The organism is Jiangella sp. DSM 45060 (assembly GCF_900105175.1).
GTDB lineage: Bacteria > Actinomycetota > Actinomycetes > Jiangellales > Jiangellaceae > Jiangella.
Map to the genome: position 1 here is coordinate 7,365,415 of NZ_LT629771.1, position 19,814 is coordinate 7,385,228.

The 19,814-nt window shown below is 73.4% G+C and carries 15 protein-coding genes and 1 pseudogene; 6 read left to right on the plus strand and 10 right to left on the minus strand.

The window, feature by feature from the left end; translation table 11 throughout:
• Positions 1–9 precede the first annotated feature (9 nt).
• Both BLU82_RS33305 and BLU82_RS33310 read left to right on the plus strand, forming a co-directional pair.
• On the plus strand, positions 10–4,263 hold the full coding sequence (locus BLU82_RS33305; protein WP_157741420.1) for an Ig-like domain-containing protein: 4,254 nt from the start codon (positions 10–12) through the stop codon (positions 4,261–4,263).
• 322 nt (positions 4,264–4,585) lie between these two features.
• Positions 4,586–4,942, plus strand: coding sequence for a HEAT repeat domain-containing protein (locus BLU82_RS33310; RefSeq protein WP_197682629.1), 357 nt, complete (start codon positions 4,586–4,588; stop codon positions 4,940–4,942).
• Between the two features lie 19 nt (positions 4,943–4,961).
• Here BLU82_RS33310 and BLU82_RS33315 read toward each other — a convergent pair whose 3' ends face one another.
• Both BLU82_RS33315 and BLU82_RS33320 read right to left on the minus strand, forming a co-directional pair.
• Positions 4,962–5,696 carry a GntR family transcriptional regulator gene (locus BLU82_RS33315; protein WP_092625075.1) on the minus strand — a complete coding sequence of 245 codons (735 nt, stop codon included), beginning with the start codon at positions 5,694–5,696 and terminating at the stop codon, positions 4,962–4,964.
• 17 nt (positions 5,697–5,713) lie between these two features.
• Positions 5,714–6,580: an amidohydrolase gene (locus BLU82_RS33320; protein WP_157741421.1), complete on the minus strand. Its 867-nt coding sequence runs from the start codon at positions 6,578–6,580 to the stop codon at positions 5,714–5,716.
• Between the two features lie 68 nt (positions 6,581–6,648).
• Here BLU82_RS33320 and BLU82_RS33325 point away from each other — a divergent pair, with 68 nt between their 5' ends.
• Positions 6,649–8,496, plus strand: a complete 1,848-nt coding sequence (locus BLU82_RS33325; RefSeq protein WP_197682630.1) for a hypothetical protein — start codon at positions 6,649–6,651, stop codon at positions 8,494–8,496.
• A complete protein-coding gene (locus tag BLU82_RS33330) occupies positions 8,493–9,398 on the plus strand; it encodes an aldo/keto reductase (RefSeq protein ID WP_092625078.1) in 906 nt (301 codons plus the stop codon). Before BLU82_RS33325 ends, BLU82_RS33330 begins: the two co-directional genes overlap by 4 nt.
• Here BLU82_RS33330 and BLU82_RS33335 read toward each other — a convergent pair.
• The 4 genes from BLU82_RS33335 to BLU82_RS33350 are packed head-to-tail and all read right to left on the minus strand — an operon-like array spanning position 9,365 to position 12,285.
• Positions 9,365–10,204 carry a Nif3-like dinuclear metal center hexameric protein gene (locus BLU82_RS33335; RefSeq protein ID WP_092626725.1) on the minus strand — a complete coding sequence of 280 codons (840 nt, stop codon included), beginning with the start codon at positions 10,202–10,204 and terminating at the stop codon, positions 9,365–9,367. The two genes, BLU82_RS33330 and BLU82_RS33335, sit on opposite strands and share 34 nt — an antisense overlap.
• 10 nt (positions 10,205–10,214) lie before the next feature.
• The gene (locus BLU82_RS33340; protein WP_197682631.1) at positions 10,215–10,787 is read right to left on the minus strand and encodes a DUF998 domain-containing protein; all 573 of its coding nucleotides are present in this window, start codon (positions 10,785–10,787) and stop codon (positions 10,215–10,217) included.
• The gene (locus BLU82_RS33345; RefSeq protein ID WP_092625080.1) at positions 10,784–11,554 is read right to left on the minus strand and encodes an ABC transporter permease; all 771 of its coding nucleotides are present in this window, start codon (positions 11,552–11,554) and stop codon (positions 10,784–10,786) included. Before BLU82_RS33345 ends, BLU82_RS33340 begins: the two co-directional genes overlap by 4 nt.
• Positions 11,551–12,285, minus strand: a complete 735-nt coding sequence (locus BLU82_RS33350) for an ABC transporter ATP-binding protein (protein WP_092625081.1) — start codon at positions 12,283–12,285, stop codon at positions 11,551–11,553. The genes BLU82_RS33345 and BLU82_RS33350 overlap by 4 nt, the downstream gene beginning before the upstream one ends.
• Before the next feature lie 313 nt (positions 12,286–12,598).
• Here BLU82_RS33350 and BLU82_RS33355 point away from each other — a divergent pair, with 313 nt between their 5' ends.
• Both BLU82_RS33355 and BLU82_RS33360 read left to right on the plus strand, forming a co-directional pair.
• The gene (locus BLU82_RS33355; protein WP_092625082.1) at positions 12,599–13,666 is read left to right on the plus strand and encodes a sensor histidine kinase; all 1,068 of its coding nucleotides are present in this window, start codon (positions 12,599–12,601) and stop codon (positions 13,664–13,666) included.
• Complete coding sequence (locus BLU82_RS33360; RefSeq protein WP_092625083.1) at positions 13,663–14,307, plus strand: response regulator transcription factor; 645 nt, start codon at positions 13,663–13,665, stop codon at positions 14,305–14,307. Before BLU82_RS33355 ends, BLU82_RS33360 begins: the two co-directional genes overlap by 4 nt.
• On the opposite strand, the gene BLU82_RS33365 is transcribed toward BLU82_RS33360, so the two are convergent.
• The 4 genes and pseudogenes from BLU82_RS33365 to BLU82_RS33380 form a co-directional block, all read right to left on the minus strand.
• A complete protein-coding gene (locus tag BLU82_RS33365; protein WP_092625084.1) occupies positions 14,304–15,131 on the minus strand; it encodes a polysaccharide lyase family protein in 828 nt (275 codons plus the stop codon). The two genes, BLU82_RS33360 and BLU82_RS33365, sit on opposite strands and share 4 nt — an antisense overlap.
• Positions 15,128–16,667, minus strand: a pseudogene (locus BLU82_RS35890) (alkaline phosphatase). Before BLU82_RS35890 ends, BLU82_RS33365 begins: the two are co-directional and overlap by 4 nt.
• 70 nt (positions 16,668–16,737) lie before the next feature.
• A complete protein-coding gene (locus tag BLU82_RS33375) occupies positions 16,738–18,150 on the minus strand; it encodes an ATP-binding protein (RefSeq protein ID WP_092625085.1) in 1,413 nt (470 codons plus the stop codon).
• A gap of 2 nt (positions 18,151–18,152) precedes the next feature.
• The gene (locus tag BLU82_RS33380) at positions 18,153–19,814 is read right to left on the minus strand and encodes an FAD-dependent oxidoreductase (RefSeq protein WP_092625086.1); all 1,662 of its coding nucleotides are present in this window, start codon (positions 19,812–19,814) and stop codon (positions 18,153–18,155) included.

Sequence of the window (19,814 nt, forward strand, 5' to 3'; positions counted from 1 at the left end):
AACCGCACCATGAAACGCCTCATGCCCATCGTCGTGCTGGCGTGCCTGTTGGTCGCCGGCCTGCAACCGGCGGCCCAGGCCGAGACCGCGGCGGCCGAGCCGGGTGCCGTCCTGTACGTGGCGACCAACGGCGACGACGCCCAGGACGGCTCCGAATCGGCGCCGCTGGCCACCCTCGAAGGCGCCCGCGACGCGATCCGCGCGCTCAAGGCCGACGGCGGCCTGCCGGCCGGCGGCGTCACCGTCTACCTGCGTGAAGGCACCTACGAGCGGACGGCGTCGTTCCGCCTGGAGGAGCAGGACTCCGGCACCGCCGAGGCGCCGATCGTCTACCGCTCGTTCCCCGGCGAGACGGTCCGGCTCAGCGGCGGCCGCCAGCTCGACCACGACGGCTTCACCGCCGTCACCGACGACGCCGTGCTCGGCCGCATCATCGACGAGTCCGCCCGCGACGACGTCCTCCAGGTCGACCTCGCCGCGCTCGGCATCACCGACTACGGCGAGACCAGCCGGCACGGCTACTGGAAGGCGAACGACGTCTCCAAGGTGCCGCCGATGGAGCTCTACGTCGGCGGTCAGGGCATGACGCTGGCCCGCTGGCCGAACGAGGGCACCGTCCAGATGAACGAGATCATCGACCCGGGCCCCACCGTCGACGACCCCGACCTGCAGGAGCGCGGTGGCACGTTCAGCTACACGTACGACCGGCCGCAGTACTGGACACAGGCCGAGGACGTCTGGCTGGACGGCATCTTCGGCTACAGCTGGGAGTGGTCGTACAACAAGATCGAGTCGATCGACCCCGAGGCGAAGACGATCACGTTGCGCTACGGCGAGATGTCCGGCCTGATGAAGTCGTGGTACCCCGACTTCCACTTCGCCGAGAACCTGCTCGAGGAGCTCGACGCACCCGGCGAGTACTACATCGACCGCGCGACCGGCGTGCTGTACCTCGTGCCGAACGCCGCGTTCCGCACCCGCAGCGGCGACGTCACCGTCACCATGCTGAAGGAGCCGATGGTCCGGACCGAGAACGCGTCCTACATCACCTTCGACGAGCTGGTCATGGAGTACGGCCGGGCCACCGCGGCCACCGTCCTCGGCGGCAGCAACGTCACCTTCGCCCGCAGCGACATCCAGAACTTCACCGACGGCGGCGTCTACATCAACTCGCCCGGCCGCTACGTCTACGACGGCATCCCGAGCGGCTGGGACGGCCGCGACCACGCCGTCGTCTCGTCCGAGCTGCGCCACGTCGGCGGCGTCGGTGTGGTGCTCAACGGCGGCGACGAGGACACGCTGGAGCCGGGGAACAACCGGGTCGAGAACTCGCACATCCACGACTTCGCCTACTACCACAAGGCGTACAACCCGGGCGTGATGTTCGACGGCGTCGGGAACGTGGCCCGCAACAACGAGATCAACGACGCCCCGCATCCGGGCATCATCGTGCACGGCAACGACCACCTGATCGAGTACAACGAGATCTACGACATCTGCAAGCAGTTCCAGGACCTCGGCGCCATCTACATGAACGCCGGCATGACGCCGCACGAGCGCGGCACGGTCATCAGGCGCAACTACTTCCACGACACCGGCATCGGCCGGCACGGCGTCGAGGGCGTCTATCCGGACAACCTCACGATGGGTCTCACCATCAGCGAGAACGTCTTCTACCGGATGGGCAACGACGCCATCAAGAGCGGCTCCGGCGACCACATCACCGCCGAGAACAACATCTTCGTCGACACCTTCGTCCCGTACGACAACTACGAGATGTGGATGGGCGACCAGCCGGGCAACAAGGTCGACACCGACTACCGGCCGGCGTGGGAGAAGCTGTTCGCCGAGAACAACGACTTCATCGGCACGCCGTACGGCGAGAAGTACCCCGAGTTGCTGAGCTTCTGGGACGAGAACCACTACTACCCGGAGCACAACTTCTTCGCGAAGAACCTGGTCTGGAACCCGACGATGGAGCGCTCGCCGGACGTCAACCAGCACGGCGCCCGCGACGTCGAGAACCTGATGAACTACGCCGACAACTGGGTCGCCGACCAGAACCCCGGCTTCGTCGACTGGGAGAACGGCGACTTCCGGCTGACCGACGACGCCGTCGCGTACGACCGCATCCCGGGCTTCGCGCCGGTGGCGTTCGAGGAGATCGGCCCGCAGGGCGTCGTCGGCCTGCCGCACGGACCGCAGACCGTCCCGCTGGCCGGTCTGTACCTGCCGGGCGACACGTTCACCGTCGAGCTGGGCGCGACCGTGCCGTTCCGGGCCGAGCCGGTGCCGTGGGACGCGACCGCGCAGGAGGTGACGTACACCAGCAGCGACCCGGCGGTCGCGACCGTCTCCGCCACCGGTGAGATCACCGCGCTGGCGCCGGGGGAGACGGTGGTGTCCGTGGCGTCGGTGGCGGACCCGGCGATCAGCGACGAGGCCGTCGTCACCGTGGCCGACGGCGACGGCGTGCTGCACGCGACCGACTTCGAGTCAGGCGGCAACGGCTGGCCGGTCGACGGCAACCGCCCGATCGTCGCCGACGACACCGGCAACCACTGGTACCGGATCCTCAACGGCGCGAACGGCCAGCTGGACCGCGCGTTCTCGGACTACGTGCTCGACTACCGGCTCAAGACGCCGGCCGAACTGCCGGAGGGCGCCGAGCTGATCACGTACGACCGCAACGGCGAGAACGGCAGCGGCTACATCCGCTACCGGCACGCCGCCGACGGCGCGACGTGGACGCTGTACAACGCGCAGTGGCAGACGCTGGCCGAGACCGTCCTGCCCGCGGGCGGCGGCCTGCAGCCGGACACCGTCTACGCCGTGCGGGTGGTGGCCCGCGGGCCGTCCGTCGCGGTCGTCGTCGACGGCGCCACGGTGCTCGAGGGCGAGAACCCGGCGCACAGCGCGTCCGGCACGCTCGGGTTCTACGTGGCGGGCGCGGCGCACATCGACGTCGACGACGTCACCGTCTCGCTGGTGCCGACCGACGTCACCGGCATCGAGGTGAGCCCCGCACAGCTCACGCTGGAGCCCGGCGAGAGCCACACCGTCACCGCGTCCGTCAGCCCGCCCGACGCCACCAACCGGCGGGTCGACTGGGCCTCGTCGGCGCCGTCCGTGGCCACCGTCGACGCCGACGGCACGGTGCGCGGCGTGGCGCCCGGCACCGCGACGATCACCGCGACGTCGCGGGCCAACCCGGAGCTGAGCGCGACGGTCGCCGTCACGGTCGGCGCGGCCGAGCACCCCGTGATCGAGCTCGGCGGGCAGCTGTCCGACGCCGCGAGCTGGCCGGCCTCCGACGCCGTCGACTTCGACGAGGGCACCGTCCGGATCTCCGCCAACGGCGTGTACGGCTACCAGGCCGAGCGGTTCGGCAGCGGCCTGCTCCGCTTCACCGCGTCGATCGGCGAGTTCGCCGGCGGCTGGTACGGGTTCGCCGTCCGCTCCGACCGGCCCGGCGACCCGACCTGGGTCAACGCCAACAAGGGCTACCTGGTCGTCGTCAAGGAGGACCAGATCGAGTTCCAGAGCTGGAAGCCCGGCCAGACGATGATCGACGTCATCCCGAACACGTCGATCAAGGCCGGCCAGGACCACGACATCGAGTTCGGCGCCGTGACCGTCGACGGCGGAACCCGGCTGGTGCTGCGGGTGGACGGCGCGACGGTGTGGAGCGGGCTGGACCGCGACGCGGCCAACCCGATCGCCGCCGACGGCTACCTCAACGTGTACCACTACGCGGGCGGCGACAACGCGATCCGGCTGCGGCCGTCGGAGGGATCCGCCGTCGTCACCGGCATCGCGCCGATCGAGGGCACCGGGTACCAGACCCAGTACCGCCTGGGCGAGGACCTGAACGTCGACGGCCTCGCGGTCTCGGCGACCTGGAGCGATGGGTCGACGACCGTCGTGCCGGTGACGGCGGACATGGTGAGCGGGTTCGACAGCTCCGCCGTGACCTCGTCGCTGCCGCTCACCATCGCGTACGAGGGCGCCACGACGACCGTCTCGGTGTCCGTCCAGTACCGCACCGACCCCGTGTACGAGGTCGGCTTCGACTCCGCCGGCGGCAGCCCGGTCGGCTCGCGCACCGTCAAGGCCGGGACAGCGCTGCGGATGCTGCCGCTGCCCAAGCGGGACGGGTACCGGTTCGAGGGCTGGTTCACCGCGGCCGGGGTCCCGGTCACGGTGGAGACCCGCGTGTACGGCCCGCTGGCGGCCGTCGCGCACTGGACGCCCCTGGAGTGAGGGGGTCCGCAGCCGGGGCCGGGCGTTCGCGCCCGGCCCCGGTACCTTCTGTGCCGTGGACATCGGGATCACGACTTCGCCGGCGCGGCGGTGCTGGTCGGCAGGGTGTGCGGCCCCCTTTGCAATGAGCACCTCTACGCATCGGCGGTGCGGTGATGCGTAGAGGTGCTCATTGCAAAGGGCACAGCACCGGCCCCGGCCGGCACGCATCGGCTCACGTACGCCCCATGCGCCGCCGGGCCGCCGACGCCGGGCGTGGACCCGTCTCGGTCACGGTGTTCGACCCGTCGAACGACCGGTCGCTCCTCGCCACGCTCGACGCGTGCGCGCCGCGCCGATGACGGCGGCGAAGCGGTTCGAGCGGGCGATGCGGCTGATGCGCCGGCACGACCCGCAGTCTCAGGAGGACGGCTTCCGGCTGCTGCTGCCCCATGCCGCCGACCACGTCGGCGAGCTCCTGCAGGCGTTCGCCGACGAGCACGACCACGGACTGCGGTGCTGGCTGCTCGAGCTCATCGGCGCGGCCCGTTCGCCGGCGGCGTTGCCTTTGCTGGTCGAGCAGCTGCACGGCGACGACACGTCGCTGCGGGAGTGGGCGGCGCGGGGTCTCCGGCTGCTCGACACCAAGCCGGCCCGCGAGCACCTCTGGCGAGCGCGGGCCGACGGGCTGATCGGCTGAGGGCTGGACGGCGCGCCCGTCAGTCGGCGGCGGGGGTGCGCTTGGCCCGGGTGGAGCGGCGGTCGGGGACCGGGCCGCGCCCGGCGGCGTGCTCGGCGAACGCCTGGCCGGCGGCCTTCGGGTCGCCCTCGCGCAGCAGCGCGACCAGCCGGCCGTGTTCGTCGGCCATGGCCTGCCAATCGCCGTCGAAGAGCGGGTCGGCGATGGCGCGCAGCGTGCGCAGGCTGGGCTCGAGGACGCCCCACATGCGGGTGAGGAACGGGTTGCCGGCGGCCTCGCCGACGGTGGCGTGGAAGGTGATGTCGGCGTCGCGGAACCGGCCGAGGTCGCCGCGGGCGACGGCGTCGCGCATCTCGCGGACGAGGTCGTCGAGCCGGGACAGCTCGGCGGCGGTGATGGCGGTGGCGGCCAGCTCGCCGGCCAGCCGCTCCAGCGGCTCGCGCACCTGGCGCGCGTGCTCGACGTCGCGTTCGGACACCTCGGCGACGAAGTTGCCGCGGCGCGGAATGTGCTCGAGGACGCCCTCGCGGGCCAGCCGCTTGACCGCCTCGCGCACCGGCGCCTGGCTCACCCCGAGCCGCCGCGCGATCTCGGACTCGACGACGCGCTCGCCCGGCTGCAGGTCGCCGTCGATGAGCGCGGTGCGCAGGAGGTCGTACACCTGGTCCGACAGCAGCGCCGGGCGCAGGCGGTCCTTGCCGGCGAGGGACGACGCGAAGCCGCCCTCGGGCTGGGTGGTGCCACGCACTGCCATGCCGTCCCCATCAATCATCACGAGTGAGCTCCGTCCATCGTGCCATTTCCGTAGACCCGCAGGGCCGTTCCGCGCCGCACCATCGTCGCGGCGTCGGTGGGGAGGTGGTCGAGCGCCCGGGCGGCGGCCGCGAGCGAGTCCGCGCGGGAGCCGGCGGGCAGGCAGATCGGCCAGTCCGAGCCGATCATGCACCGATCCGGCCCGGCCGCGTCCAGCGCCGCCGCCACCAACGCGTCGACGTCGGCCGCCGGGGCGCCGGCCTGCTGCGTCAGCAGCCCCGAGATCTTGACGACGACGCCCGGCTGGTGCCGGACGGAGTCGAGGTCGCGCAGCCAGGCCCCCGGGTCCTCCCGGGCGACGTTCGGCGGGTTGCCCAGGTGGTCGAGGACGACGACCAGGCCGGAGTGCCGCTCGGCCAGCTCGGCCGCCGTCCGGACGGCGCCGGCGTGCAGGTTCAGCTCCAGCGCGACCCCGTGATCGGCGAGGACGGGGAGCAGCGCCGCGGCGCCCGGCGGGACGTCGGCCCACGAGCCGCCGCCGGCGCGCATACCGGCGGGCGCGCCGGCGCCCCATCGGCGCAGCAGCGCGGCGAACCGGCGCGGCGTCAGGCCGGCATAGCAGTGCAGGTTGCCGACGTAGCCGACGACGAGGTCCGGACGGCGCCGGGCCGCCGCCCGCAGCGCCGCCGTCTCGCCCGCGTCGCCGCGCGACGCCTCGACCAGCACCGACCCGGCGACGTCGAGGCCGGCGCCGGCCGCCGAGAGGTCGGCGAGCGTGAAGGCGCGGTGGTGCGGCGAGCCCGGACGGATCCACGGGAAGCCGCGCGCGGGGTCCCACACGTGCACGTGGGCGTCCACGATGGCCGTCTTGACAGGGGTGCGCACCGGACCACAGTATGACGCAATCGGTTATCGATCAAAGATAATCGCCACGAATGCTTGTGAGGTGTGCCGTGCTCGTGTCGTCCCGCCGGCCGGCCGAGGTCCCCGAGTGGGCCCGGCTGCAGCGGTCGCTGTTCGCCCAGCAGGACAAGGCATGGCGGACGTTCGCCGAGCGCTACACCGCCGCCGACGGCCGGTTGGTCTTCGCCGGCACGCTCGGCGAGGGCTCCGACGACCGCGACGGCGTGGACGACTTCTACGAGGCGTTCTTCAACTGGCCGATGCTGTATCTGCTCGGCGGCAGCGACGACCTGCTGACGGCGTCCGAGCGGCACTGGGACGGCGTCACCGCGCAGCTGAGCGAGATGGGCATGCTGGTCGACGGCTACGAGCGCGGCTACGACTGGTTCCACCAGGGCGAGAGCCTGCTGTTCTTCTACGCGCGCTGCCTGGCGCGGCCCGGCGCGACGCGGTCCGACGCCCGCCGGTTCGCCGACCTCTACCTGCCGGGCGGCCCGAACTACGATCCCGAGCACCGGGTCATCCGCGCGCCGCACAACGGCGCGGGCGGCCCGCGCTGGGGGTTCGGCGACCACGAGGTGGCGTTCCCGTGGAGCCTGCCGCTGCGGCCGTACGGGCTGCCGCTGGACTGGCTCGGTTACGACTCGTTCGACGACCTGGTGGCCGACCCCGCGAAGGCGCGCGCCTACGGCCGCGAGATGTGGGACCGCATGGGCCGCGGTGACACCTTCGCGAACGTCCTCTCGACCAGCCTGGCCGTGCACGCCTGGCTGCTCACCGGTGAGCAGCGCTACGCCGACTGGGTGGCCGAGTACGTCGGCGCCTGGCGCGACCGCTGGGCCGGCGGCCCGGTCGTCCCCGACAACTCTGGGCTGAGCGGGCAGGTCGGCGAGTACCTGGGCGGACGGTGGTACGGCGGCCACTACGGCTGGTCCTGGCCGCACGGGCTGCAGTCGATGGCCTGCGCGGCCGTGGTCGCGGGCACCAACGCCGCGTTCGTCACCGGCGACGACGGCTTCCTCGACCTCGCCCGCAACCCGTTCGACGTCGCCATGGAGCAGGCCGAGCACCGCCGCCCGCACGACGTCCCCTCCGTGACCTCGCGGTGGACGAAGCACCTCGCCGGGCTGGGCGACCGGCCGACGCTGATGGTGCCGCACCGCCGCGGCGACGCCGGCTGGTTCGACTGGAACGTGCCGCCGACGCAGTACCTGATCTGGCTGTGGCACTTCGGCCGCGCCGACGAGGACCTACGCCGCGTCGACGCGCTGCGTGCGGGCGCCTCGTGGGACTGGACCGCCGTCCACGACCAGCGGACGAAGGAGGAGAACGGCCACGAGGAGCCGTGGTTCGAGTACCTCGCCGGCCGCAACCCCGGCTATCCGGAGCGGGCCCTGCGCAGCGCGCTGGCCACCAGCGAGCAGCGGCTCGACGACATCGCCCGCGACGACACCGACCCGGTGGCCGGGCCGTCGGCGCTGGACATCCACCTCTGGCAGAACCGCAATCCGGTCGTCACCGAGATCCTGCTGCAGCTCACCACCGGCACGCCGCAGGTGCTCTACAACGGTTCGCCGGCGCACCTGCACCTGCGCTGGTTCCACGGCGACGGCGTGCGGCCCGGCCTGCCCGACGACGTCGCCGCGCTGGTGTCGTCGATCGACCCGGACCGCACCGTCGCCGAGCTGGTCAACACCGGCGACCGGCCGCGGACGCTGGTCGTGCAGGGCGGCTCGTTCGCCGAGCACCGCATCCGCACCGTCGCGCTCGACGACGGCCCGGCCGAGGACGTCGGCGGTCAGCGGGTGACGGTGCGGCTGGAGCCACGCGCGCAGGCCCGGCTCACGCTGACCCTGGGGCTCCGGGCGGCGACGCCGACGCTGGTGAGCGGGGCGTGACGGTCGCGCTGCCGCGCCTGGGCATCGGGACCGCGGCGTTCGGCGGGCTGTTCACCCCGGTCGCGGAGGCCGACGCACTGGACGCGGTACGGGTCGCGGCCGAGCTGGGCGTCGGCTACTTCGACACCGCGCCGCGCTACGGGCACGGGCTGGCCGAGACGCGGCTGGCCCGCGGGCTGCGCGAGACCGGCGCCGACGCGGTCGTGTCGACGAAGGTCGGCTGGCTGCTGCGCGACGGCGACGCCGTCGAGCCGGACTGGACCGAGCGCGGCATCCGCGCGTCGTTGGAGTCGAGCCTGGAGCGGCTCGGGCGCGACCACGTCGACATCGCGTTCATCCACGATCCCGACGACGCCGCCGACGAGGTCCGGCGCACGGCCTTCCCGGCGCTGCGGCGGCTGCGCGACGAGGGTCTGGTGCGGGCCATCGGCTTCGGGATGAACCACGCCGACCCGCTGGCCGCGCTGGTCCGCGAGCACGACGTCGACGTCGTGCTGATCGCCGGTCGGTTCACCCTGCTCGACCACCGGGCGCTGACGACGCTGCTGCCGGCCTGTGCCGACACCGCGACGCAGGTGGTCGTGGGTGGCGTGTTCAACACCGGCCTGCTGGCCGCGCCGTCGGCGTCGACGATGTACGACTACCGGCCGGTCGGCGATGACGTGCTGGCGCGGGCGCTGCGGTGCGAGGAGATCTGCGCGCGCTACGGCGTGCCGCTGGCCGCGGCCGCCGCGCAGTTCCCGCTGCTGCACCCGGCGGTCGGAACGGTGCTGGTCGGCTGCCGCTCCGGCGCCGAGGTGGCCGCGAACGTCGCGGCGGCCGGGCACGAGATCCCGGCCGCGCTGTGGACGGAGCTGGCCGCCGCGGGCTACGTCCCGGCCGAGCTGCTCGCCGCGGTGTAGGCGTCCTTCGTCTCGACGAAGGTCACCGGCAGGTCCGGGACCAGCGCGGCCAGCCAGTCGGCGAAGAACCGCATACCGGCCTGCTCGGACGGGATGTGCCCGGCGACGACCAGCCCCGCGGGTGACCCGCCGCGCCCGGCCAGCCAGGCGGCGTCGGTGGCGTACGACCCGGTCTCCCACTCGTGCGCCTCGCCGATGACGACGGCGTCGACGTCGTCGCGGCGCAGCAGCGAGCGGTTGCGGGCGAACCCGCGGTTGCCGAGGTCGAGCCCGACCCGGCTGACCGGCAGCTCGGGGTCGCCGACGAAGCGTGGCGCCCGCGCGCCGAGGCGCTCGGAGACATGGGCGGCCAGGGCCGCGAGCGTCGTCGGCGCGACGGCGCACAGCGCGACGCCTGCGGCGGCCGGCTCCGGGTCCAGCGTCCAGCCCAGGGCCCGCGCGACGCCCTCGTCGACGCCGTCGGGACGGCGGCGGTGCCAGCCGTCGTGGTAGTGGCAGAGCACCAGCCCGCGCTCGTCGATGAAGGCGCGTTTGGCGAGGTAGACGGGGTCCTGCTCGGCCTCGAGGTCGTCGTTCGCGGCGCCGAGGTGGTCGTAGAACGGCGCCTCGTGGGTGATGACGACGTTCGCGCCGGCGGCCGCGGCCCGCTCCAGAACGTCGAGCGTCGCCAGCGTCGTGACCGCCACCCCCGCCACGACGGCGCCGGGGTCGCCCGCCACCACGCCGTCGACCGTCGTCGGGCGGGGAATCGCGCCGTCCGCCGCGGCGATGCGAGCGAGCAGGGCGGCGGCGGTCAGCGTCGTCACGCGGTCCAACCTAGGCGGTGGCGAACAGCACCGCCAGCCACGTCCACCCGGCGCCGATCCCCAGCCGCTGCCACAGCCCGGTCAGCGGCTCGTCGCGCTCCCAGGCCGTGCCGAACCGGGCGAACAGCAGCCCGGTGGCCAGCGCCGTCGCGGCCGAGTACCAGCGCAGCCAGCCGTCTGGCCCGGTGAACGCCGTCAGCGCCGCGGTCACCGGCACCCCGAGGAACAGCAGGGCCCCCGCGTGGTCGTGCCACCGGTGCGCCCGGCTGTACCGTTCCGGCGTCGTCGGTGGTGTGCCGGGCGGGTAGCCGCGCATCGGGTCCATCGCCCACACGCCGGACGCGGCCAGCGCCAGCCCCAGGACGGCCACCGTCGCCGCGATCCACGGGAACTCCGCCCAGAGCGCCGCCGCCCCGACGACGAACCCGGCGCCGCCGACCAGGAAGTTCGCCGTCTGCGCCCAGCCGCGCCGCCCCAGCGCCAGCGCGCTGACCGGGTGGTACAGCGGCCGGTAGCCCGGCCGCAGCCACCCGTCGACGGTGAACACGGCGAGGAACGCCACGGCCGCGACAGCTCCGATCACTCCCACCGGAACGCCGCCGCGGCCACCGTCACGCCCACCACCGTCGCGGCCGCGAGCGCGATCAGGTGCGCCGCGTCGACCGGCGCACCCGCCCACGCGTCCGACAGCGCCTCGACGGTGGCACCGAACGGCAGCCACTCGCCGACGCGGGCCAGCGCGGACGGCAGCCCGCCGGTGCCGCCGAACAGCCCGCCCAGGGCGCCGAGCGCGAAGAAGCCGACCAGCCCGATCGCGACCGCGGAGTTCGGCGTCGGCGCCATCGCGGCGACGATCATCCCGGCCGCGTACATCGCCGCGATCGCCAGCGCGACGACCCCGGCGGCGGCCCATGCGTTCAGCGGCGGCCGCGCCCCGAACGCCAGCACCGCGACCGCGTAGGCCAGCCCGATGCCGATCAGCGCCTGCACCAGGCTCACGACCAGCTGCGCGACCAGCACCATCGCCGGCGACGCGGGGGTGACGGCGAGCCGGCGCAGGATGCCGGAGCGGCGGTAGTAGGCGAGGAAGCTGGGCATGTTCACGATGCCGATGGTCGCCAGCACGATGGTGAATACCAGCGGCAGCACGTGCACGTCCAGCGCGGACCGGCCGTTCACGACCTCCTCGTCCGACGCCGACGACGCGTTCATGACCAGGATCAGCAGCGGCAGCCCGATCGGCACCACCAGCCCGGCGGTGTCTCGCACCACCATCTTGGCCTCGCAGATCGTCAGGGCGAGCCAGGCGGCCGGGCCGGGCCGGCGGGCGGTGATCGTCGCGGTGCTCATGCGGCGTCCTCCTCGTACTCGGGCTCGCGGCCGGTCAACGCGACGAACGCGTCCTCCAGGGTCGACGTGCCGGCTCGGTCGACGATCCCGGCCGGGGTGTCCAGGGCGATCACCCGGCCGGCGTCGAGCAGCGCGACCCGGTCGCACAGCCGCTCGACCTCGTCCATCGCGTGGCTGACCAGCACGACCGTCTCGTCGTGCAGGCTCTCGACCGCCGACCACATGCGTCGCCGGGCGCGCGGGTCCAGGCCGGTCGTCAGCTCGTCCAGGATCACCACGCGCGGCCGCCCGGCCAGAGCCAGCGCGATGGACAGCCGCTGCTGCTGGCCGCCGGACAGCCGCTCGAACCGGGTCCGGCGCTGCTCGCGCAGGTCGACGAGGTCGAGCAGCTCGTCGGCCGGCCGTGGGTCGGGATAGAAGGTGCGGTAGAGGCCGATCAGCTCGGCGACGGTCAGTGCGTCGTGCAGGTACGACTGCTGCAGCTGCACGCCGAGCACCTGGCTCAGCGCGGCCCGGTCGCGGCGCGGGTCGAGGCCGAGCACGCTGACGCGGCCGCGGTCCGGCGCGCGCAGCCCGGCGATCATCTCGACGGTCGTGGTCTTGCCCGCGCCGTTCGCGCCCAGGATGCCCAGCACCTCGCCCGGCTCGACGCGCAGGCTGATGTCGTCGACGGCGACGGTGTCGCCGTACCGCTTGTGCACGTGGTCGACGACGATGGTGGATTCGCTCATGCCCCGACGCTAGGAATCCGGCCCGTGTGGGCGCGCGTGCCGGACGTCACGAATGACGGGCATGACTTCCGGCACCCCCGGCGCGCGGTTGCGGGCACCTAGGGTGGGCAGCATGCGTCGCTAGGGGGTGCCTGGCGGATATTGGTGGATGCGGGCGGCGTCCAGGCGTCGGTCCAGCAAGGCGGAGGAGGAGGTCGATGCGGTGCCATCGAGCGACGACGACAACGCAGCTGGTCGGCGTCTGGTCGTCGATCCGCGCCGCCGAAGATCCGCCAGGCACCCCCTAGGTCCGGAGGAGTGGTCGGGCCTGGCGATGCTCGTGGTCTGCGCCGGCGTCGGCATCCCGGTCGTGCTCGGCGCCGTCGATCCGGACCTTCCGGCGGGCCTGTGGGTCGCGGCGTACGCGGCGTCGTTCATCGCGATCGTGGCCGCCGGGGTGCTGGGAGAGCGGCCGTCCGCCCAGCGCGCCGTCTACGCCGGCGCCGTCGTGCTGTCCTGGCTGGTGGTCGCGACGGTGCCGGGTGGCGGGCTGCTGCCGGTGCTGCTGGTGGTCGTCGCGGCGGTCGGCACCGAGGTGGTGCGGCTGCCGGCCAACCTGGCCGTCGTCGCGCTGAACACCGCCGTCATCGGGTTCACCGCGGCGCGCGGCGGCGACAGCACCACCGGCGTGCTCATCGGCACCGCGTTCTACGCGCTCGTCCAGATCGCGTCCGTGTTCAGTGTCGCCGCGATTCGGCGCGAACAGCGGCTGCGCCTCGAGCTGACCGAGGCGCACGTCGAGCAGCAGGCCACGACCGTCCTGCTGCAGGACGCCGCGCGCACGGCCGAGCGGCTGCGCATCTCCCGCGAGCTGCACGACCTCATCGGGCACCAGTTGACCGTGCTGACGCTGGAGCTCGAGGCGGCGCGGCACCGGCCCGCCGACGCCGCGCGCGAGCACGTCGAACGGGCCGGCCGGGTCGCCCGCGACCTGCTCGGCGACGTCCGCGCCACCGTCGGCGAGCTGCGCACGGCGCCGGGCACCGACCTGCGCGAGGCGCTGCGCAGCGTCGGGCGCGACGTGCCCGGTCTGGACGTCGCGGTCGAGGTCGGCGACGGCGTCCAGGTCGACGAGGAGCAGACGGCCGCCCTCGTCCGGGCCATGCAGGAGATCGTCACCAACACGCTGCGCCATGCCGGCGCCCGCGAACTGTGGGTCGAGGTGGCCCGCGACGGCGACGCCATCACGCTCGCCGCGGCCGACGACGGGCGGGGCGCGGTCGCGCCGGTCGCCGGCCACGGCCTGCGCGGCCTGTCCGAGCGGTTCGCCGCGCTCGGCGGCGACGTCGACTACGACGGCCGCGACGGCTTCCGCGTCCTCGCCCGGGTGCCGGCCCGATGACCCGCGTCGTGGTGGTCGACGACCAGACGCTCGTCCGCCAGGGCATCCGCACCCTGCTCGACGTCGCCGGCATCGAGGTGGCCGGCGAGGCCGGCGACGGCGCCGCCGCCCTGGACGTCGTCGAGGCGACCCGGCCCGACGTCGTCCTGCTGGACCTGCGGATGCCCGGCCACGACGGCATCTGGGCGCTGGAGCAGCTGCGCGAGCGCGGCTGCGACATCCCCGTCCTGGTCCTCACCACCTTCGACGACGACACCCTCGTGCTCGACGCGCTGCGCGCCGGTGCCCGCGGCTACCTGCTCAAGGACGTCACGCTGGAGCAGCTGACCCGCGCGGTCGAGGCGCTGGCCGCCGGCGGCACGCTGATCGCGCCGTCCATCACCGAACGCCTCCTCCGCGCCATCCGCTCCGGCCCGTCGCCCGTGGGCACCGGCGCGCCGCCGATGGAGCCGCTCACCGAGCGCGAGCTGGAGGTGCTGCGGCTGGTCGCCGAGGGGTACAGCAACCGCGAGATCGCCGGCTCGCTCTTCCTCGCCGAGGGCACCGTCAAGAACCACGTGTCGACGATCCTGCTCAAGCTGGGCGCCCGCGACCGCACCAACGCCGTCCTCCGCGCCCTCCACGAAGGCGTGCTGCGCTAGACCTCGAACAACCCGATGGCGTCCCAGGCGATCCAGGACCCCTCGTCCTTGACCATCGTCAGCACGTTCTCGCCGGTCGTGAGCAGGCCGGCCGGCAGCGGCCGTTCCAGGTACGACGGGCGCAGCCGGGTGCCGGGCACCGTGGCGTCGCCCTCGAGCGAGCCGCGGGTCGCGCCGCCCTCGAACCGCAGCCGGTCCACCGGTGTCCCGTTGACGTCGAGCGCTGCCGAGCCGGGGCTGGTCGCGTGGCTGTCGATCAGCCAGATCGCCAGCCAGACCTCCCCCGCAGGCACAGCGGCCAGGTCGAAGCGGAGCCGGAGCGTGTGCGTGCGCCGGCCGGCCCACGAGTCCGACGGACCGGGGTGCAGGTAGCTCCAGCCGATGCCGGGCGCGTCCGTGCCGACCCGGAAGTCGACGCCGTCGGGGAACGTCGCCGGGTAGCGGCTATAGCCGTTCGGGGACAGCGCGAACTCCAGGCCCTTGCCGTCGAAGTCGCCGACCACCGCGAGCGGCGAGCCGGTCGCCGTCACCGAGGCCTGGCTGCTCGCCGCGAGCGACGCCGACGGCGTCGAGCGGGCGCCGGCCGCGTCGACGGTGATCACCTCGTACGTGAACCGGCGGGCGTTGCCACCCAGCCCGCTGTGCACGTAGTGCGGATACACCGTCTTCGCCAGTAGCCTCGACGGCCCGCCGTCGGGCGCGGCGTACACCATGTAGTGGTCGACGACGGTGTCCCAGGGGACCGGGGTCCAGTCCAGCACGATGCGGCCGAGCCGGCCCTCCGCGCGCAGGCCGGTGACGGTGCGGACGTGGCGGCCGCTCATGCCAGCTCCTCCAGACCCGGCGCGCCGGCCGGTGTGACGAACCTGGCGACGGTCTGCAGGGGCGCGTCGGCGTCCGCCTCGACCCAGGGCACGATCTTGAACTCCGACGTCATCGCCGCACCGGTGAGCGTCACGTACACGTAGCCGCGGCGCCCGTCGTAGAGCTTGACGTACGGGTGCTGCACCCAGTCGGGCGTGTAGCCGTCGGTGGGTGCGCCGTCGCCGTCGGAGGCGATGGACGTGCAGATCAGTTCGACGCCGACGGTGGCCGAGGCGGGGTCGGCGAAGTCGGCCTTCAGTTCCGCGGCGACGTGCTTGTGGATGTCGCCGGTGAGGACGACCGGGTTGTTCGTCGTCCGCATGGCCTCGAGGAGCCGGCGGCGGTTGGCCGGGTAGCCGTCCCACTGGTCGGTCCGGTTCGTGGTGATGGCCGCGACCGTGACGCCGTTGGCGATGACGTTCCAGCGTGCGGGCGAGGCGGCCAGGCCGTCGTAGAGCCACGCCTCCTGGCCGGCGCCGAGGATCGTGCGGTCCTCGCGGTTCTGGTCAGAGGCATCGACGGGCAGCGGGTCGCGGTACTGGCGGGTGTCGAGGACGTGGAAGCGGACCAGCCCGCCGTCGCCGAAGGCGGTACACCGTGCTGTCCGGGCCCTCCGGCAGCGCCGACAGCGACACCGGCAGGTTCTCGTAGAACGCGCGGTAGCCGGCGGCGCGCAGGTGCACGAAGTGCTCGGGGCGCACGCCGTACTGCGACCCGTCCGCGCCGTAGTTGTTCTGCACCTCGTGGTCGTCCCAGGTGACGATCCAGGGCGCCCTGGCGTGCGCGGCCTGCAGGTGCGGGTCGGTCTTGAACAGCGAGTAGCGCAGCCGGAACTGCTCCAGCGTCTGGATCTCGACGGCGTGCTCCGGCGTGACGGCGGCGCCCGCGCGCCACAGGTTCGACGACGTGATGCCGTACTCGTAGATGTAGTCGCCGAGGAACACGACCGCGTCCAGCTCTTCCTGCACCAGATGCCGGTACGCCGTGAAGTGGCCGTGGTACCAGGCCTGGCAGGACGCGGTCGCGAACCGGAACGTGGCGCTGTCGTCCGCGGGCAGCGTCTTCGTGCGCCCGGTCGGGCTCACCTGGCGTCCGACGTGGAAGCGGTAGAAGTACTCGCGCCCCGGGTCGAGCCCGTCGACCTGCGGGTGGACGGAGTGGGCGAGTTCCGGCGAGGCGACCGCGGCGCCCCGCCGGACGACCTGGCGGAAGCTCTCGTCTGTCGCCACCTCGTAGCGCACCGGCACCGGGCGCGGCGGCATCCCGCCGTGGCCGTCGGGGGCCAGCGGCCGCGGCGCCAGCCGGGTCCACAGGACCACGCTGCCGGTGCTCGGGTCGCCCGAGGCCACGCCGAGGCCGAACACACCGTCCGGAACGTGCGCGTCCTCGGCGGCCGCCAGCGCCTCCGCGGGCGCCGCGACGCCCCACGCGAGAGCGGCCGAGCTGACGCCGGTGAGCTGCAGGAACGTTCGTCGGTTCAGCCGGGGCTCGGTCACGCGGTCGACTTCATCGAACCGAAGTGTCCGAGAGTTGGCCTACGGGTGACGGCTGGACCAGTGGTCCATGTCAGGCGGACGACAGCGGCAGCCGGGCACTGAAGGTGGTGCCGCCGGGGCCGGTGGTGTAGGTCAGCGTGCCGCGGTGCCGCTTCTCGATGATCCGCTTCGCGTTGTCGAGCCCGAGCCCGCTGCCCTCGCCCATGGGCTTGGTGGTGACGAACGGCTCGAACAGGCGGCCGCGCACGTCCTCGGGCACGCCGTGCCCGGTGTCGGTGACGTCGACGACGGCGTGGTCGCCGTCGAGGTGGGTGCGCAGGGTGAGCGTGCCGTGCCCCTTCATCGCGTCGACGGCGTTGTCGATGAGGTTGGTCCACACCTGGTTGAGCTCGGCCGCGAACGCGGGCACCGGCGGCAGCGTGGTGTCGTAGTCGCGGTGCACCTCGATCTCGCCGAGCTTGTGGCCCAGCATGACCAGCGTGCTGTCGAGGCCCGGGTGGAGGTCGACTTCCTGGTGGGCGGCCTGGTCGAGGTGGGTGTACTGCTTCACCGACGCGACCAGGGTCGAGATGCGGTTCGACGCGTCCTCGATCTCGTCCATCAGCGCCTCGGTCTCGAGCGTGTAGCCGAGCCAGGCCAGCGCGGACGGGAGGGCCTCGCCCACCTCGGCGGCGACGTCGTCGACGAAGGTGGTGTCGAGGCCGGCGGCGACGAACACCGGCGCGACGTCGACGGCGTGGTCGAAGCCGAGGTCCTCGAGGTGGTCGATCATCGCGTCCTCGAGGTCGCTCTCCTGCAGCGGGCTGAGCGGGTCGCGCTTCTTCGCGGCGATCTCGACGGCGCGCTCCTGGATGGCCATCAGCCCGGCGATCATCTCCGGGTCGACCGGCCCGGACGCGATCAGGCCGAGCTTCTGCCGCATGTGCGCCACGCGGTCGCGCAGCTGCCCGGCGGCCCGGACGGTGGCCGCGGCGGGGTTGTTCAGCTCGTGCGCGAGGTTCGCCGACAGCGTGCCCAGCTGGGCGAGGTGCTCGCGCTGGCGCACCGTCGCCTCGGTGGTGCGGATGCCGAGGTACAGGCCGTCGAACAGGTGCACCGCCATGGGGAACCACTTCTGCACGAACGCGGCGAAGTCGTCGGCGGCGTAGCGCAGGAACCGGCAGTCGGTGACGGCGTGCAGCGACGTCGGGTAGGCGGCCGCGCCGGCCGACGTGGCGAAGGCGCGGACGGCGCCGGCGTACGAGCCGCGGTAGTCGGTCTCGTTGACGACGACCTCTTCGCCGTCGGCGTGCCGGACCAGCCGCAGGGTGCCGTCGAGCAGCACCCACAGCGCGTTGGACGGCTCGCCGGCGCGGTAGACCGTGCTGCCGGCCGGGTAGGTGCGGACCTCGCTGCTCGCGGTGACCTCGGCCAGCTGCTCCGGCGTCATGCCTTCGAAGAGGAACAGCGTGCGCAGCTCCTCGACGTCGATGGGCGTGCCCATGGTCACGTCGCCTCCAGGTAGCGGTGCACCAGCGTGACCGCCATGGCGCCCTCACCGACCGCCGACGCCACGCGCTTGACGGACTCGGCGCGGACGTCGCCGGCGACGAACACGCCCGGGACGCTGGACTCCAGGTGGTACGGGGTGCGGGCCAGCGGCCAGTCGCGCGGCGGCCGTCCGTCGGCGTCGAGCAGCGCCGGCCCCGTGAGCAGGAAACCGCGCTCGTCGCGGGCGAATTCCTCGCCCAGCCACGACGTGGGCGGCTCGGCGCCGATGAACACGAACAACCGCGTGGCCGGCAGCGTCTCGGTGCCGCCGTCGCGGGTGTCGGTGACGACGATGCGCTCGAGCCGGCCGTCGCCCTCGGCGGCGGTGACCTCGGTGCAGGTGCGCACCTCGATGCGAGGGTCGGTCTCGATGCGTCCGACGAGGTACTCGGACATCCGCAGCCGCAGCTCCGGCCCGCGGACCAGCATGACGACGCGGCTGGCGTACTGAGCGAAGTGCAGCGCGGCCTGACCGGCGGAGTTGGCGGCGCCGACGATGTAGACGTCCTCGCCCTTGCAGCCGGGCGCCTCGTGGGCGGACGCGCCGTAGTAGATGCCGCGGCCGGCGAAGTCGTCGGCGCCCTGGGCCGGCAGCTGCGACCACCAGACGCCGGTGGCGATGACGACGGCGTGCGCGGCGACCTCGTGGCCGTCGTCGAAGCGCACGACCCGGCCCTCGCCCTGCGCGACGACGTCGACGGCGGCGGCCGCGGTGAGCATCTCGACGTCGAAGCGGACGGCTTGGTCGCGGGCCCGCTGCGCCAGCTCGGCGCCGGAGACGCCCTGCGGGAAGCCGAGGTAGTTCTCGATCAGGCTGCTGCGGGCGGCCTGTCCGCCGACGCCGGCGCGGTCGACCAGCAGCGTGCGCAGGCCCTCGCTGGCGCCGTAGACCGCGGCGCCGAGCCCGGCCGGCCCGCTGCCGACCACGACGAGGTCGTAGAGCGGGCTGCCGGCCGTCGTGGCCAGGCCCAGCCGCTCGGCGACGTCGCGCAGCGGCGGGCAGGTCAGCACCACGCCGTCGGGCATGATGACCGCCGGCAGCGCGTCGTCGGGGATGTTCGCGGTCTCCTGCAGCGCCGCGCCGTCGGGCCCGCGCAGGTGGCGGTAGGGCACCTGGTTGCTGGTCAGGAACTCCTTGAGGTCCTGCGTCTCGGCCGCCCACTGGTGCCCGAGCAGCGTGACGCCCTCGAAGCCGGGCCGGCTGTCGCGCGCCCACACCTCCAGCAGCTCGTCGAGGACGGGGTACAGGTGCTCCTCGGGCGGGTCCCAGGGCTTGACCAGGTAGTGGTCGAGGTCGATGTCGTTGACGGCGCGGATGGCCGCCTGCGTGTCGGCGTACGCCGTCAGCAGCACCCGCTTCGCCTGCGGGACGACGTCCATGGCCTGTTCGAGGAAGTCGATGCCGTTCATGCCGGGCATGCGGTAGTCGGCCAGCAGCAGCGCGGTGGCCTCGCCCCGCAGCGTCAGCTCACGCAGCACCTCGAGCGCCCCGGCCCCGGTCTCGGACCGTACGACCCGGTGGTCGGCGCCGTAGCGGCGCCGCAGATCGCGGGCGATGGCCCGGCTCACCGCGGGATCGTCCTCGACGGTCAGCAGCACAGGTCCCTGTCGTGGCAC

Excerpts from the sequence above, each read along its gene's own strand:
- BLU82_RS33350 (WP_092625081.1), bottom strand. The coding sequence starts at position 12,285 with ATGAGCGAATCCACCATCGTCGTCGACCACGTGCACAAGCGGTACGGC.
- BLU82_RS33360 (WP_092625083.1), top strand. The coding sequence starts at position 13,663 with ATGACCCGCGTCGTGGTGGTCGACGACCAGACGCTCGTCCGCCAGGGC.
- BLU82_RS33375 (WP_092625085.1), bottom strand. The coding sequence starts at position 18,150 with ATGGGCACGCCCATCGACGTCGAGGAGCTGCGCACGCTGTTCCTCTTC.
- BLU82_RS33365 (WP_092625084.1), bottom strand. The coding sequence starts at position 15,131 with ATGAGCGGCCGCCACGTCCGCACCGTCACCGGCCTGCGCGCGGAGGGC.
- BLU82_RS33355 (WP_092625082.1), top strand. The coding sequence starts at position 12,599 with ATGCTCGTGGTCTGCGCCGGCGTCGGCATCCCGGTCGTGCTCGGCGCC.
- BLU82_RS33315 (WP_092625075.1), bottom strand. The coding sequence starts at position 5,696 with ATGGCAGTGCGTGGCACCACCCAGCCCGAGGGCGGCTTCGCGTCGTCC.
- BLU82_RS33305 (WP_157741420.1), top strand. The coding sequence starts at position 10 with ATGAAACGCCTCATGCCCATCGTCGTGCTGGCGTGCCTGTTGGTCGCC.
- BLU82_RS33345 (WP_092625080.1), bottom strand. The coding sequence starts at position 11,554 with ATGAGCACCGCGACGATCACCGCCCGCCGGCCCGGCCCGGCCGCCTGG.